The organism is Anaeromyxobacter sp. (genome assembly GCA_016718565.1).
In the GTDB taxonomy this organism is placed as follows: Bacteria; Myxococcota; Myxococcia; order Myxococcales; family Anaeromyxobacteraceae; genus JADKCZ01.
On the sequence record JADKCZ010000018.1, the window covers coordinates 454,690 to 467,599 of the forward strand.

13 protein-coding genes, 1 tRNA gene and 1 pseudogene are annotated in these 12,910 nt (G+C 76.2%); 3 read left to right on the top strand and 12 right to left on the bottom strand.

Annotated elements, in window-relative coordinates; translation table 11 throughout:
• Positions 1-173: 173 nt before the first annotated feature.
• Together rnr and IPO09_21105 are read right to left on the bottom strand one after the other, a co-directional pair.
• On the bottom strand, positions 174-2,660 hold the full coding sequence (gene rnr, locus IPO09_21100; protein ID MBK9519773.1) for a ribonuclease R: 2,487 nt from the start codon (positions 2,658-2,660) through the stop codon (positions 174-176).
• Between the two features lie 12 nt (positions 2,661-2,672).
• Positions 2,673-2,966, bottom strand: coding sequence for a hypothetical protein (locus tag IPO09_21105; protein ID MBK9519774.1), 294 nt, complete (start codon positions 2,964-2,966; stop codon positions 2,673-2,675).
• A gap of 98 nt (positions 2,967-3,064) precedes the next feature.
• Between IPO09_21105 and IPO09_21110 the strand changes: the two genes are divergently transcribed.
• From IPO09_21110 to IPO09_21120, 3 genes are all read left to right on the top strand, one after another.
• Positions 3,065-4,291, top strand: a complete 1,227-nt coding sequence (locus tag IPO09_21110; GenBank protein ID MBK9519775.1) for a molybdopterin molybdotransferase MoeA — start codon at positions 3,065-3,067, stop codon at positions 4,289-4,291.
• A gap of 305 nt (positions 4,292-4,596) precedes the next feature.
• Positions 4,597-4,803 carry a helix-turn-helix transcriptional regulator gene (locus tag IPO09_21115; GenBank protein MBK9519776.1) on the top strand — a complete coding sequence of 69 codons (207 nt, stop codon included), beginning with the start codon at positions 4,597-4,599 and terminating at the stop codon, positions 4,801-4,803.
• A 94-nt stretch (positions 4,804-4,897) separates the two neighbouring features.
• Positions 4,898-5,164: an oxidative damage protection protein gene (locus IPO09_21120; protein ID MBK9519777.1), complete on the top strand. Its 267-nt coding sequence runs from the start codon at positions 4,898-4,900 to the stop codon at positions 5,162-5,164.
• 5 nt (positions 5,165-5,169) lie between these two features.
• Here IPO09_21120 and IPO09_21125 read toward each other — a convergent pair whose 3' ends face one another.
• The 10 genes and pseudogenes from IPO09_21125 to IPO09_21170 all read right to left on the bottom strand — a co-directional run bounded on the left by IPO09_21125 (position 5,170) and on the right by IPO09_21170 (position 12,895).
• Positions 5,170-5,859, bottom strand: a complete 690-nt coding sequence (locus IPO09_21125; protein ID MBK9519778.1) for a hypothetical protein — start codon at positions 5,857-5,859, stop codon at positions 5,170-5,172.
• A gap of 12 nt (positions 5,860-5,871) precedes the next feature.
• On the bottom strand, positions 5,872-7,281 hold the full coding sequence (locus tag IPO09_21130; GenBank protein ID MBK9519779.1) for an aspartate aminotransferase family protein: 1,410 nt from the start codon (positions 7,279-7,281) through the stop codon (positions 5,872-5,874).
• A 151-nt stretch (positions 7,282-7,432) separates the two neighbouring features.
• Positions 7,433-8,386 carry a prolyl aminopeptidase gene (gene pip / locus IPO09_21135; GenBank protein MBK9519780.1) on the bottom strand — a complete coding sequence of 318 codons (954 nt, stop codon included), beginning with the start codon at positions 8,384-8,386 and terminating at the stop codon, positions 7,433-7,435.
• A gap of 143 nt (positions 8,387-8,529) precedes the next feature.
• Positions 8,530-8,605: transfer RNA gene (locus IPO09_21140), tRNA-Ala, on the bottom strand.
• Between the two features lie 104 nt (positions 8,606-8,709).
• A complete protein-coding gene (locus IPO09_21145; protein MBK9519781.1) occupies positions 8,710-8,817 on the bottom strand; it encodes an aminopeptidase in 108 nt (35 codons plus the stop codon).
• Positions 8,818-8,935: 118 nt separating this feature from the next.
• On the bottom strand, positions 8,936-9,409 hold the full coding sequence (locus IPO09_21150; GenBank protein ID MBK9519782.1) for an RDD family protein: 474 nt from the start codon (positions 9,407-9,409) through the stop codon (positions 8,936-8,938).
• Positions 9,410-9,491: 82 nt separating this feature from the next.
• Positions 9,492-9,668: pseudogene (locus tag IPO09_21155) on the bottom strand (DUF4177 domain-containing protein).
• Entirely contained in the window at positions 9,665-10,690 is a 1,026-nt protein-coding gene (gene hemB / locus IPO09_21160; GenBank protein ID MBK9519783.1) for a porphobilinogen synthase, read from the bottom strand. Before hemB ends, IPO09_21155 begins: the two are co-directional and overlap by 4 nt.
• 47 nt (positions 10,691-10,737) lie before the next feature.
• Entirely contained in the window at positions 10,738-12,081 is a 1,344-nt protein-coding gene (locus IPO09_21165; protein MBK9519784.1) for a DUF1015 domain-containing protein, read from the bottom strand.
• A gap of 196 nt (positions 12,082-12,277) precedes the next feature.
• The gene (locus IPO09_21170; protein ID MBK9519785.1) at positions 12,278-12,895 is read right to left on the bottom strand and encodes a threonylcarbamoyl-AMP synthase; all 618 of its coding nucleotides are present in this window, start codon (positions 12,893-12,895) and stop codon (positions 12,278-12,280) included.
• Positions 12,896-12,910 lie beyond the last annotated feature (15 nt).

The following is a 12,910-nucleotide window of genomic DNA, read 5'->3' on the forward strand; positions in this document are numbered from 1 at the left end:
CGCCGCCTGGCGCACGCTCCGGGGGAGGAGGCACGCCATGCCAGCCACGCTCGATCGCGGCGAGGTCATCCACCACGCCGGACGACACCACCGCTCCCCGGCGCTGCTGGACGGCACCCCGGCGCTGCTGGAGCACGGGGAGCCGGGGACCCGCTGCGGCTGGGGGCCCTTCTTCAGCGCCCTCGCCGGCCGGGGCGAGACCCTCGCCCTGGCTTCGGACGGCTCGAGCCGGACGGCGCCCCGGGGCGAGCCCCCTTCGCCTTCCGGCCTCCCTGGGCCGACGACTTTCCTCCACCTGACCCTGCGGACCCTCCGCGCGCTGCGCGGACCGCGTCCTTGAGGCTGCGGCCCGGCCCCGGGCCGCCTGCGCCGCGCTCGCCGCCGCGCCCGCCGGTGCCGGGCCGCGCGCCGCCGCGACCGGCGGGGCGGGGCGGGCGATCCAGGTCCTCCACGAACCCCTCCGGCGCCTCCGGGGCCGCCGAGGTGAGCAGCAGCTCGACGCGCCGGCGGGCCGGCGAGGCGTTGGCCACCTCCACCTCCACCACGTCGCCCACCCGGAAGGCGCGCCCGGTGCGCCGGTCCACCATGGCGTGGTGCACCGGGTCGAGCTCGAACTCGCCGGGCAGGTCCTCGGCCCGCACCATGCCCTCCACGAAGAAGGGCCCCAGCTCCACGAAGAGCCCCGGCTCGGCCACCGCCGCCACCGTGCCCGGGTAGCGCTGGCCGATCTTGTCCTTCATGAAGAGGGCCGCGTAGTAGCTGGCGATCTCGCGCTCGGCCTCCATGGACGCCCGCTCGCGCTCCGAGCAGCGGGCCGCCACCTCCTCCAGGCCGCGGGAGGACGGGCGCGCCGGGGGCCGGCCCTCGCGGCGGGCCCACTCCTCCTCCAGCAGCCGGTGGACCATCAGGTCCGGGTAGCGGCGGATGGGCGAGGTGAAGTGCAGGTAGTGCGACGCGGCCAGCCCGAAGTGGCCCTGGTTCTCGGCCGAGTAGAGGGCCTGCATCATGGAGCGCAGCAGGAGCTGGTTGAGGGCCCGCTGCTGCGGGTGGCCCTTGAGGCGCGTCAGCAAGGCGTCGAGCGCGCGGGGATCCACCGGCAGCTCCGGCACCGGGAAGCCGTGGGAGGCCGCCAGGTCCAGGAAGAGCTGCAGCTTCTGCTCGTCGGGGACGCCGTGCACCCGGTAGATGGTGGGCAGATCGCGGTCGCCGAACCAGCGGGCCACCGCCTCGTTGGCGGCCAGCATGAACTCCTCGACGACGCGGTGGGCGCGGTTGCGCGGCCGCTTCTCGATGCCGGCCACCAGCCCGTCGCCGTCCAGGATGATCTTGGCCTCGGGCAGGTCGAAGTCGATGGCGCCGCGGCGGCGCCGCATGGCGGTCAGCTCGGCCTGCAGCTCGCCCATCAGCTCGAACTGGGCGCGGAAGGGCTCGCGGCCCGGCACCACCTCGCCGTCCAGCACCCGGGCCACCTCGGTGTAGGTGCAGCGGGCCGCGCTGCGCATCACCGCGCGGTAGACCTCGGCGCCCTTGGGCTCGCCCCGGGCGTCGATGGTCATGTCGGCCACCAGGCAGAGCCGCTCCACGTCCGGGTTGAGCGAGCAGATCCCGTTGGAGAGCCGCTCCGGCAGCATGGGCAGCACCTGCATGGGGAAGTAGGCGCTGGTGCCGCGCCGCAGCGCCTCGGTGTCCAGCGCCGAGCCGGGCCGGACGTAGTGGGTCACGTCGGCGATGGCCACCACCAGCCGCCAGGCCGCGCCGCCCTTGCCGCGCGGCAGGCGCTCCACGAAGACCGCGTCGTCGAAGTCGCGGGCGTCCTCGCCGTCGATGGTGACCAGCGGCAGGGTGGTCAGGTCGCGCCGCCCGGCCCGGTCGGCCGGGGTGACGTGGTCCGGCACCCGCGCCGCCTCGGCCAGCGTCGCGTCGGGGAAGACGTCGGCGAAGCCCTTGGCGTAGGCCACCGAGAGGACCTCGACCCGCGGCTCGCCCGGGCGGCCGATGGACTCCACCACCTCTCCGGCCAGGTCGCCGGTGCCGGGGGCCAGGGCCACCTTGACCACGTCGCCGTCGCGCGCCGCGCCGCTCTCGGGCACCGGCACCTGCCCGCCCAGGGCCAGGTCGGCGGGCACCACGAAGCTGGTGCGGCCGCGGGCGTGGTAGGTGCCGATGAGCAGGCGCCGCCGCCGCTCCACCACCTCGAGCAGGCGGCCGGCCATGCGGCCCCCGCGCCCGGGAACCTCCTCCACGCGGACCAGGTCGCCGTCGAGGGCCCGGGTGGCCTCGCCGGGCGGGAGGAAGACGTCCTCGCCGTCGCGGTCGAGGCGGGCCACGAAGCCGAAGCCGTCGCGGTGGCGGGTCAGGGTGCCCACGATGCCCTTGCCGCCGGTCCGGCCGGCGCGCCCGGGAGCGGCGGCGGCGGGCAGGCCGGCGCCGGGGCGGGGCGGGGGGACGGCGCCGACCAGGCTCCAGCGCTTGCCGTCGCGCGCGGCCTGGCCGTCCTCGACCAGCTCGCGCAGGACGCGCTTGGCCTCGGTCTGCTCGCCGGCGTGCAGGCCGGCCTTGGCGAGGAGCTGCTCGAGGCCGGCGGGCTTGCCGGCGAAGGCGGTGAGTGCAGCCAGGAGCGCGTCGCGGCGGCGCTCACGCCGGGTGGGTTCGTTGTGCAAGCGGATGGGTTCCTAGAGGTGGTGGCCGCCGCCGCCCTGGTGCTGCCGAGGGTGGGGCGGGACGTGGGCGCCGGCGAGCGCCTGCAGGGTGCGGGACTGGAGCCTGAGCTCGCCCGGGCCGTCGTACTCGGCCACCAGGGTCTCGCCGGAGGGGAAGGTGCGGAGCCGCCCGGAGCGGGCAGCCGTGCGGAGCGTGTACGGCATCCGGGCCTCGAACGCAACCACCCGCCCGGACCGCTCCCCCGGGCGGGGGCAGGGATCGCCGCGCTGAGCGAGGCGGCGCGGGCCGGCGGAGGAGCGGCTCATGGATCGGCAGCTTACACGCTCGGCGGACCGCCCAGCCACGCCGCGGCGCCACCGCCGCCCGGCTGCCCCGGGCCCTGGCCCGGTGGTATGACCGGCGGGTGCTGACCCCCGCCGAGGCCCTGGCCCGCATCCTGGCGAGCGCCGCCGAGGTGGCACCGCTGCCCGCCGAGCGGGTGCCCCTGGCCGAGGCGGCCGGCCGGGCCCTGGCCCGGCCGCTGCTCGCCACCCGCGCCCTGCCTCCCTTCCCTGCCGCCACCATGGACGGCTACGCCCTGCGCGCCTGCGACGCGCCCGGCCCGGGCGCCAGGCTCCCGGTGGCCTTCGAGGTGGCTGCGGGCCACCCCTCCCGGCTGGCCCTGCCGCCCGGCGCCTGCTGCCGCATCTTCACCGGCGCCCCCCTGCCGCGCGGCGCCGACGCCGTGGAGATGCAGGAGCAGGTGGCGGCGGCCCGAGACGGCGGCGGCGCCACCTTCGGCCGGGCCGCTCTGGCCGGGCGCTTCGTCCGGCCGGCCGGCGACGACGTGGCCCGTGGTGGGCTGGCCCTGCCCGGGGGTGCGGTGCTGGACCCAGGCGCCATCGGCCTGGCCGCCGCCCTGGGCCACGCCAGCCTGCTGGTGCGCCGGCGCCCCCGGGTGGTGATCCTGCCGACCGGCGACGAGGTGGTGGCGCTGGGCGGCCGGCCCGGGCCGGGGCAACTCTTCGAGTCGAACGGCCACGCCCTGGCGGCGGCGGTGGCGCTGGCCGGGGGGCTGCCGGAGGCGCTGCCTGCGGTGGGCGACGACCCCCGCGCCCTGCGCGCCGCCGTGCGACGGGCCCGCGGCGCCGACCTGCTGGTCACCACCGGTGGCGTCTCGGTCGGCGACCGCGACCTGACCCGGCAGGCGCTGGCGGAGGCCGGCGCCCGCCTCGACTTCTGGCGCGTGGCCATGCGGCCGGGCAAGCCGCTGGCCTTCGGGCGCCTGGGCCGCACCCTGGTCTTCGGCCTGCCCGGGAACCCGGCCGCGGCGCTGGTGACCTTCGAGCTCTTCGCCCGGCCGGCGCTGCGCCGGCTGGCGGGGCTGCCGCTCGCCGACCGGGTGGTGGTGCGCGGCCGCCTGGCCGAGCCCCAGGAGAAGCCGCTCGAGCTGACCGTCTACCTGCGGGTCCGCGCCGTCCGCGTCGGCCGAGAGCTGGTGCTGCAGCCGCTGCGCACCCAGGCCTCCGGCAACCTGACCTCGGCCGCCGGGGTGGGCGGGCTGGCGGTGCTGCCCGCCGGCCGCAGGCGCCTGGCGCGCGGCGCGCCGGTGGACGTGATCCTGCTGCGCGCTCCGGACGCCGAGCCCTAGCCCCCCTCCAGGGCGGGCCGCGCGCCCCGGCCCGTGGCAGGAGGCCGCGGGCGCGCGCCGGGGCGCGGCGCGGGCCCTCGCCCCGCGCCGCCGCGCCGCACCCTTCCGGCCCGTCCGCCCCGAGTGGGCCAGGCGTCACCCAGAGTCAAACGTGACTCACCGTGGTCGACAGGCTGACCTTCTTGTGGTGCCTCCCTCTCGGCCCATGCGTTCCAGGCCCGGGAGTGATATTTCCAAGGCGTGCGTACGTCGTCGGCTGGCATGCCGGCGCGCCCACTCCCGCCCCCCGTTCACCAGGAGTCACCATGGCTGGCCTCGCCGAGAAGTTCACCGACAACCTCAGGACCGAGCGCTTGCGCAAGAAGCTGTCGCAGGAGGCGCTGGCCCACAAGGCCGGGCTCTCGGTCTCGTACATCTCGATGCTGGAGCGCGGACAGCGCACCCCGCCCCTGGACACGCTGGAGATCCTGGCCAAGGCGCTGGGCGTCTCGGCGGTCTCGCTGCTGGGGTAGCGCCCCGGGGCCGGCGCTCCGGCCGGGTCCGCGTGCATCGCGGGCCCGGTTGGACTATCCTGCCGCCTCTTCCCTTCGACGCGAGGCAGGTGCGATGGCGCGCATGGTGATGTGCAAGAAGCTCGGCAAGGAGCTGCCGGGCCTGGGCTTCAAGCCCTTCCCCAACGAGCTGGGCGCCCGCATCTACGAGTCGATCTCGCAGGACGCCTGGAAGCTCTGGCTCGAGCACTTCAAGATGATCATGAACGAGTACCGCCTCTCCCCGGCGGACCCGCGCACGCAGCAGATCCTCTTCCAGCAGGCCGAGCAGTTCTTCTTCGGGCCGGGCGCCGCGGCGCCCCCCGAGTTCAAGCCGCAGTAGCCCCGTCAGCGCGACTGGCAGGCCGGCGGCGCGCCCACCTCGGCGCGCCCGGCCGCCAGCGCCGCCTCCGCCACCGCCCGCTGCACCGCCAGGCGCGGCAGGTCCGGGAGCGCGCCGCCGGCGAAGGCGCTGGCCCAGGCGCGCGCCGCCGCCCCGGCCGCCAGCAGGCGCGCCGGCGCGTCGGGCAGCGCCTCGGCGCCGGGCCCGAGCCGCAGCGTGAAGTCCACCCCGGCCTCGCGCCACTCCAGGGCCCAGGGCCCCTCGGTCTCGGCCTTGTCCCCCAGGTTGTGGCGCAGCGTGGCGCACCCGGCGCCCATCGGCACCGCCTCGCCGCCGCGCCGGCCTCCGCCGCAGGCCCTGGGCTCGTCGCCGCCCCAGCTGGCCGTCAGCGCCACCAGCAGCCCGTGGTCGTGGCGGACCGGACAGCCGGGCATCGCCGGGTCGGGCAGCGGGCGTCCCCGGCGGTCCAGCGGCGGCGCCTCGGCGGCGAAGTCGTAGCGGGCCTCGACGCGCCACACCTCCCCGGCCGGCCGCCCGCCCACCGAGGTGGCGTAGCGCTGCTCCCAGAGCGAGCGGAGGGTGAACCCGCCCATGTGGGCCGGCGGCAGGAGCCGGAGGCGGTCCGAAGGCAGCGGCGCCGCCAGGGCCGCGGGCGCGGCGAGCCAGACGGCCAGGGCCAGGGCGAGGGGGCGCACGGGGCGGGATCCTTACCCGGCCGCGGCCTGCAGCGCCGCCCACAGGGCCTCGACGTGGCGCTGGGTGGTGGCGGCCGAGCCGCAGCTGACCCGCAGCGTCTGCCGGCCCTTGAGCAGGCTGGGCGTGAGGTAGGCCGCGCCGCCGGCGTTGATGGCCGCGGCGATGGCCAGGTTGTGGGCCGTGAGCGCCGCCTCGTCGAGGCCGGGCGGCGCGTGGCGCAGCGTCACCGTCTGGAACGGGACCGGCGCCAGCCGCTCCCACCCGGGCGTGGCGTCCACCGCGGCGGCCAGCCAGCGCGCCAGCCCGAGGTCGCGCCGCAGCCGGGCCTGCAGCGCCTCCACCCCCTCGTCCATCAGGTGGAAGTAGGCCTTGAGGGCGCGGAAGCGCCTCCCCAGCGGGATGCCCCAGTCGCGGAAGTTGGCCACCCGGCCGTCCTGCGCGGTGCGCAGATAGGACGGGGCGGTGCTCATGACCCGGATCAGCAGCTCCGGATCGCGCACGTAGGAGGCGGAGAAGTCGAAGCCGATGCCCAGCCACTTGTGCGGGTTCCAGACCAGCGAGTCGGCCGCCTCCACCCCGGCCCAGAGCGGGCGGCACTCCGGCAGCGCCATGGCGGTGCCGGCCAGCGCCGCGTCCACGTGCAGCCAGAGCCCGTGGCGACGCGCCAGCTCGGCCACCCCGGCCACCGGGTCCACCGCGGTGGTGCCGGTGGTCCCCACCGTGACCACCACCGCGCAGGGGCGCCGCCCGGCCGCCCGATCGGCCAGGACGGCGGCCTCCAGCAGATCGAGCCGGAGGGCGTGGTCCTGGTCGGTGCCGAGGGAGCGCAGGTTGTCGCGCCCGAACCCGGCCAGCATGGCCGCCTTGTCCACCGAGGCGTGGGCCTGGTCGGAGGCGTAGACGGTGAGCGGCGCGGCCTCGGCCTGCAGCCCGCCGCGGTCGCGAGAGAAGCCGGTGGCCCGCTCGCGGGCGCACAGCAGGGCCACCAGGGTGGCCGACGAGGCGGTGTCCTGCACCACGCCGGTGAAGGTCTCCGGCAGCCCGACCAGCTGGCGCAGCCACTCCATCACCACCTGCTCCAGCTCGGTGCAGGCGGGGCTGGTCTGCCAGCTCATGCCCTGCGCGCCCAGGCCGGCGCAGGCCAGGTCGCCGAGGATGGAGGCGTAGCTGGAGTTGGACGGGAAGTAGGCGAAGAAGGACGGGTGGGTCCAGTGGGTGATGCCCGGCAGCAGGTCGCGGTCCAGCGCGGCCAGCGCCTCGGCGGCCCGCCCGCCCTGGCGCGGCGCCTCGCCGGGGAAGCGGGCGCGGACCTGGCCCGGCTCCACCCGGCTCATCACCGGCAGCCCCTCCTGGCGCTCCCGGTAGGCGGCGATCCAGTCGATCAGCTCGTGACCCAGGCGACGGAATTCGTCGGCGTCCATGGCGGGCAGTGTCGTCTCGGGCGGGCCGCGGCGCAACTGCTGCCTGGCTCACGCCCGGTGGCGCCAGGCTTCACTCCTCGCTCGACAGCGTAGGCTCGCCAGGCCGGAGCGCGGACCAGGACCGGACCGCCACGACGACCGCGGGCCTCCGCTACACCCCCCGGAACCGGTCCGTCGCCTCGACGAGCTCGTGCGTGATCCCCGGCTCGTACGAGGCGTGCCCCGCGTCCGGGACGATCCGGAAGTCGGCCTCGGGCCAGGCCCGGTGGAGCGCCCAGGCGGTCTCCATCGGGCAGACGAGGTCGTAGCGCCCCTGGACGATGACCGCCGGAATGCGCCGGAACCGGTCGACCTGGGTGAGCGGCTCGCGCCCGGCGAAGAACCCGCCGTGCAGGAAGTAGTGGCACTCGATGCGGGCGAAGGCGGCGGCCACCTCCGGGTCGCCGAGCTGGGCCGCGTAGCCCTCGTCGGGCACGAGGAAGCTGGTCCTCGCCTCCCACAGGCTCCAGGCCAGGGCGCAGCGCCGTCGCTCCGCCGCGTCGGCCCCGGTGAGCCGGCGGTGGTAGGCGCGGAGCAGGTCGCCGCGCTCGGCCTCCGGGATGGGCGCCAGGTAGTCCTCCCACGCGTCGGGAAAGATGGCGCTCGCGCCCGCCTGGTAGAACCAGTCGATCTCCCACTGGCGCAGCAGGAAGATGCCGCGCAGGACGAGCTCGGTCACCCGCTCCGGGTGGGTCTGGGCGTAGGCGAGCGCCAGGCTGGCGCCCCAGGAGCCGCCGAAGACCTGCCAGCGCTCGATGTCCAGCTCGACCCGCAGCCGCTCCAGGTCGGCCACCAGGTCCCAGGTGGTGTTCTCCTCGAGCGAGGCGTGGGGCGTGCTCTTCCCACACCCGCGCTGGTCGAAGAGGACGACGCGGTAGGCGCGGGGATCGAAGAAGCGGCGCTGCGTGGGGCCGGACCCGAGGCCGGGGCCGCCGTGCAGGAAGACCACCGGCTTCCCCTCCGGGTTCCCGCTCTCCTCGAAGTACAGGTCGTGGAGCGGGGAGACGCGCAGCCGGCCGGTGCGGTACGGCTCGAGCTCGGGGTAGAGGGTCCGCCGCTGGGTCATCGGGGTCCGCCTCCTGGCGTCGGGGACGCTCCCGACCTACTCCGGCCCGGCGGGCCGGTCCAGGCAAAGCGGGCTCGGCGCGCCGGTCCAGGAAAGGCGACGGGCGGCCAGTGTTGGCTGGCCGCCCGCGCTCACGTCGATGATGGTGGACCCGACCGGGATCGAACCGGTGACCTCCTGAATGCCATTCAGGCGCGCTCCCAGCTGCGCCACGAGCCCAGAGATCGTTGTGCTGCTCCCTCACTGCAGGGAGCGCGGTTATTAGCGCGGTCCCGCGCCGGTCGTCAAGCCCGTTCGCGGGCCCCGGCGCAGCGCGGTCGCCGCTACTTCTTGGTGGGCTTCTTGGCGGCGGCCTGGCGCTTCTTGCGCGCCTTCCACTGGCGGCGGCGGACGGACTTCATGCGGTTGTGCTTGCTCTTCGAGTTGGCCATCGTTCCTCCGAAAGGGTCTCCGCGCGTCTCGCCCGGGCGCCCTCCTTAGCACGCGGCCCGTCCAGGCTCCACCCCCTCGCGCCGGCGGCCGGCCGGCGACCCGGACCGGGCCGCCCGGCTACCGCCCCCCGGGCGCCGCCGACGGCAGCCCGACGATGACCTTGCCGTCCACCACCTGGGTCTCGGCCAGCTGGTCGCCCAGGCGCCGGCCCAGCGGCTCGTCGAGGGCGCGCCAGGCCTCGTAGCCGACCACCGGCAGGCCCACCAGGAAGAAGGCCGGCCAGAGCAGCGGCAGGGCCCACAGGGTGGTCGCCAGGGCGAACGGGGCGTTGCGCAGCATCGACTCCTGGAAGCCGGCCGGGGCGCGGGTGGCCGGCACCACCACCTTCACCCCGAAGATCTTCTTGCCGGGCGACTGGCCCTGCATCAGCCCGTCGGCCACCAGCAGGTAGAGGGCCGCCACCACCGGCCCCACGCCCGGGGCGCTGGTCGCCACGCCGAAGGCGATGGTGAAGTCGGCCAGCCGGGCCAGCCCCCGCAAGGTGAGGTCGGCCTTGGGGTAGGGCGCCTCCTCGCGGCGGGGTTCGTCCATGTCAGCGTGAGCGCCGGCGCGAGGTGGCGGACCGGCCGGGGCGCGCCGCGGCCGGCCGGGGCGCGGCGGCGGGCTGGGCCAGGCGGGTGAAGAACAGGTACGCCAGGGCCGGGCGGTGCGAGCCCTCGCGGGTCACGAAGTGGAGCGACTCGAAGGACCAGCCCGCGGCGGCGCGCTCGTTGAGGGCCTGCGCCAGGGTGTCCTCGGCCACCGGGGACACCTCCACCACCTGGTACGGGCCGGGCCCCTCGGTGCTCACCGGCGGCGCCCCGTCAACGTGGCGGCCACGTCGCGGGCGCCGTAGGTGAGGACGAAGTCGGCGCCGGCGCGGCGGCAGCAGAGGAGCGTCTCCAGCATGACCCGCTCGCCGTCGATCCAGCCGCGCTCGGCGGCCGCCTTGATCATCGCGTACTCCCCGGACACGTGGTACGCGCTGAGCGGCACGTCGAAGCGATCGCGGATGAGCCGCACGATGTCGAGGTAGGGCACGGCCGGCTTCACCATCACCATGTCGGCGCCCTCCTCCAGGTCGAGCGCCACCTCGCGCAGGGCCTCCCGCCAGTTGGCCGGGTCCATCTGGTAGGCCTTGCGGTCCTTGGGGATGCCGGGCCCCTCCACCGGGGCGCTCTCGGCGGCGTCGCGGAACGGGCCGTAGAAGGCCCCGGCGAACTTGGCCGCGTAGGAGAGGATGGGCACGTCGCCGAAGCCGGCGATGTCCAGCCCCTCGCGGATGGCGGCCACCCGGCCGTCCATCATGTCCGAGGGGGCCACCACGTCGGCGCCGGCGCGGGCGTGGGCCACCGCCTCCCTGGCCAGCAGGGGCAGGGTCAGGTCGTTGTCCACGCCCAGATCCTGCCCGGGGCCGCCGGCCCTGGGCGCCGTGAGGATGCCGCAGTGGCCGTGGTCGGTGTACTCGCACAGGCAGACGTCGGTCATCACCACCAGGTCGGGGAGCGCCTGCTTCAGCGCCCGCACCGCCCGCGGGATGATGCCGTCGTCGGCGTAGGCGCCGGAGCCGACCGCGTCCTTGGCCTCCGGGATGCCGAAGAGGATGACCGAGCGGACGCCGGCCTCGTAGCCGGCCTGGGCCTCCGCCACCAGCTCGTCCACCGAGAGCTGGAAGACGCCGGGCATGGACTTCACGGGGTTGCGGACCTTCTGGCCGGGCAGCACGAAGAGCGGCCAGACCAGATCGTCCGGCGCGAGGGTGGTCTCGCGCACCAGGCGGCGGAGCGCCTCGGTGCGGCGGAGGCGGCGGGGGCGTTCCTGCGGGAAGGGCATGGGCGATTTCTAGCCCAACCAGGGGCGGCGGTGAAGTCTGGGCCCGGTCAGGGCCGCTCGAGCGGCTCGATGGCGCGCAGCACCAGCCCGCTCTGCAGCCTGGGGGCGAAGAGCGTGCTCTTCTGCGGCATGGTCTGGCCGGCGTCGCCCACCGCCTCCACCTGCCACATGGGGGTGGGGTTGAGCAGGAACCCCACCTGGTGCTCCCCGGAGAGGACCCGGTTGACGGCCTGGCCGGCGTCGCGGACGTAGGTGACGTTCTCCCCCTGCTCCTGGGCCTCGGCCGAGACGCCCAGCAGGTGCTCCAGGACGATGGCGTGCAGCACCGTCACGTCGAGGTCGCGCAGCGTGCGGTCCTCCGGCAGGTGCACGCCGGACAGGTCGGCGTCGTCGCGCAGCGTCAGGATGCGGCCGCGGCGGTCCTCGGCGGTGACCATCAGGAAGGAGGTGGACTTGCCGGCGTGCTCCGAGAGGCGCGAGATGGCCCAGGCGCGCCCCACCGGCTTGAGCAGGCTCTCCTCCACCGGCAGCACCGTGAAGAAGCGCTCCAGGCGCTCCAGCAGGCCGGCCTGGGTGAAGCCCTTCAGGCCGGAGAGGAGCCGGTGGGTCGGGTAGATGACCAGCCCGGGATCGCTCATGGGGCAGAGGAACATGAGGATGTAGTGGTGGCCGCCGAAGTCGGGCAGGCCGGGGTTCTGCGCCTCCAGCCAGCGCCGGTAGACCAGCGCCGTCTCGTAGCGGTGGTGGCCGTCGGCGATGAAGATGCGCTGGTCGCGCACCAGCGCCTGCAGGGCGCCCACCACCGCCGGGTCGCTGGCCCGCCAGACCCGCTGGTGCACCCCGTCGTCGGAGTCGGTCTCCGCCACCGGCTCGGCGGCGCAGGCCAGGTCGAGCGCCCGGGCGGTGGCCCCCGACTCGTCGCGGTAGAGGCCGAAGAGGGGCGAGAGGTTGGCGCCCACCGTCTTCAGGATGGCCAGGCGGTCGGCCTTGGGCGCCACCAGGGTCTTCTCGTGCGGGACGATGACGCCCTCGGAGAACTCGTGCAGCCGCACCGCCGCCATGAAGCCGCGGCGGGTCAGCTGCCTGCCGTCCGGCGACCAGAAGGTCTGCTCCAGCGGGTAGAGGCAGGCGGCCTCGTCCCGGCGCAGCACGCCCTCGGCCTGCCAGGCCCGGAAGTGCTCGGCGGCGCGGGTGTACTTGTTGACCTGCGCCGTGTCGCCCGCGCGGTCCTCGCCGAGGGTCAGGTGCACCACGTTGTGGGGGCTGCGCCGCAGCAGGTCGTCGCGCTGCTCCAGCGAGATGAGATCGTAGGGCGGCGCCAGCAACTGCCCGAGGGCGCGCCCCCTGGCGGCGGCGTAGCGGATTCCTCGGAAGGGGACGAGCTCGGCCATCGGGCGTGCGGACGCTAGATCACGCCCCTGCGCCGCGCAAGGCTCTCGCCGCGGCCCGGCAGGCGCGCTCGCCGCTCCGTCGAGGTGGGCGTTGGCCGGCGGGACCTCACCCCGGCGCTCTCGCCCGACGGGAGGGGCAGCGCGGAACCCGGGTCGGGGGTACGGTCGGGGCCGCGGCGCCCCGCTGCCCGGGTCGCTACTCCAGGGAAACGCCGGCCACCGCCTCGAGGTGCGCCGCCGCCACGGCGCCGGGGCGCAGCAGGCGCAGCCGCACCCCCTCCACCACCACCACCGTGGACGGCAGGCCGCCGGGGGACGGGCCGCAGTCCAGCACCAGGTCGAGGCGCGCCACCAGGGCGGGGTCCAGGTCGGCCGGGCTGGCCGCGGGGGGCGCGCCGGCCAGGTTGGCGCTGGTGGAGACCAGGGCCCCGCCGGCCGCCAGCGCCAGCGCGGCCGCCACCTCGCCCCCGGTCACCCGCACCCCCACCGTGGCGCCGCCGCCGGTGAGCAGCGGGTGCAGCCCAGGTCGGGCCGGCAGCACCAGGGTGAGCGGCCCGGGCCAGCAGGCGCCGGCCAGGCGGCGCGCCAGCGGGGAGAGGACCGCCACCGCCTCCACCTGCGCCAGATCCGCCGCCAGCAGCGGCAGCGGCTTGCCGTCCGGCCGCCCCTTGGCGCGCGCCAGGCGCTCCACCGCCGCGCCGTCGACCGCCAGGGCCCCCAGCCCGTAGAAGGTCTCGGTGGGGTAGGCGATGACCGCGCCGGCGCGGAGGGCGGCGGCGGCCTCGGCGATCCGGCGCGAGCGCGTGGCGTCCACGGTCGGCTCCCCTCC

Coding starts and splice junctions, on each gene's coding strand:
- IPO09_21150 (MBK9519782.1), bottom strand. CDS start 9,409: ATGGACGAACCCCGCCGCGAGGAGGCGCCCTACCCCAAGGCCGACCTC.
- hemB (MBK9519783.1), bottom strand. CDS start 10,690: ATGCCCTTCCCGCAGGAACGCCCCCGCCGCCTCCGCCGCACCGAGGCG.
- IPO09_21120 (MBK9519777.1), top strand. CDS start 4,898: ATGGCGCGCATGGTGATGTGCAAGAAGCTCGGCAAGGAGCTGCCGGGC.
- IPO09_21145 (MBK9519781.1), bottom strand. CDS start 8,817: ATGGCCAACTCGAAGAGCAAGCACAACCGCATGAAGTCCGTCCGCCGC.
- IPO09_21115 (MBK9519776.1), top strand. CDS start 4,597: ATGGCTGGCCTCGCCGAGAAGTTCACCGACAACCTCAGGACCGAGCGC.
- IPO09_21105 (MBK9519774.1), bottom strand. CDS start 2,966: ATGAGCCGCTCCTCCGCCGGCCCGCGCCGCCTCGCTCAGCGCGGCGAT.
- IPO09_21165 (MBK9519784.1), bottom strand. CDS start 12,081: ATGGCCGAGCTCGTCCCCTTCCGAGGAATCCGCTACGCCGCCGCCAGG.
- IPO09_21130 (MBK9519779.1), bottom strand. CDS start 7,281: ATGGACGCCGACGAATTCCGTCGCCTGGGTCACGAGCTGATCGACTGG.
- pip (MBK9519780.1), bottom strand. CDS start 8,386: ATGACCCAGCGGCGGACCCTCTACCCCGAGCTCGAGCCGTACCGCACC.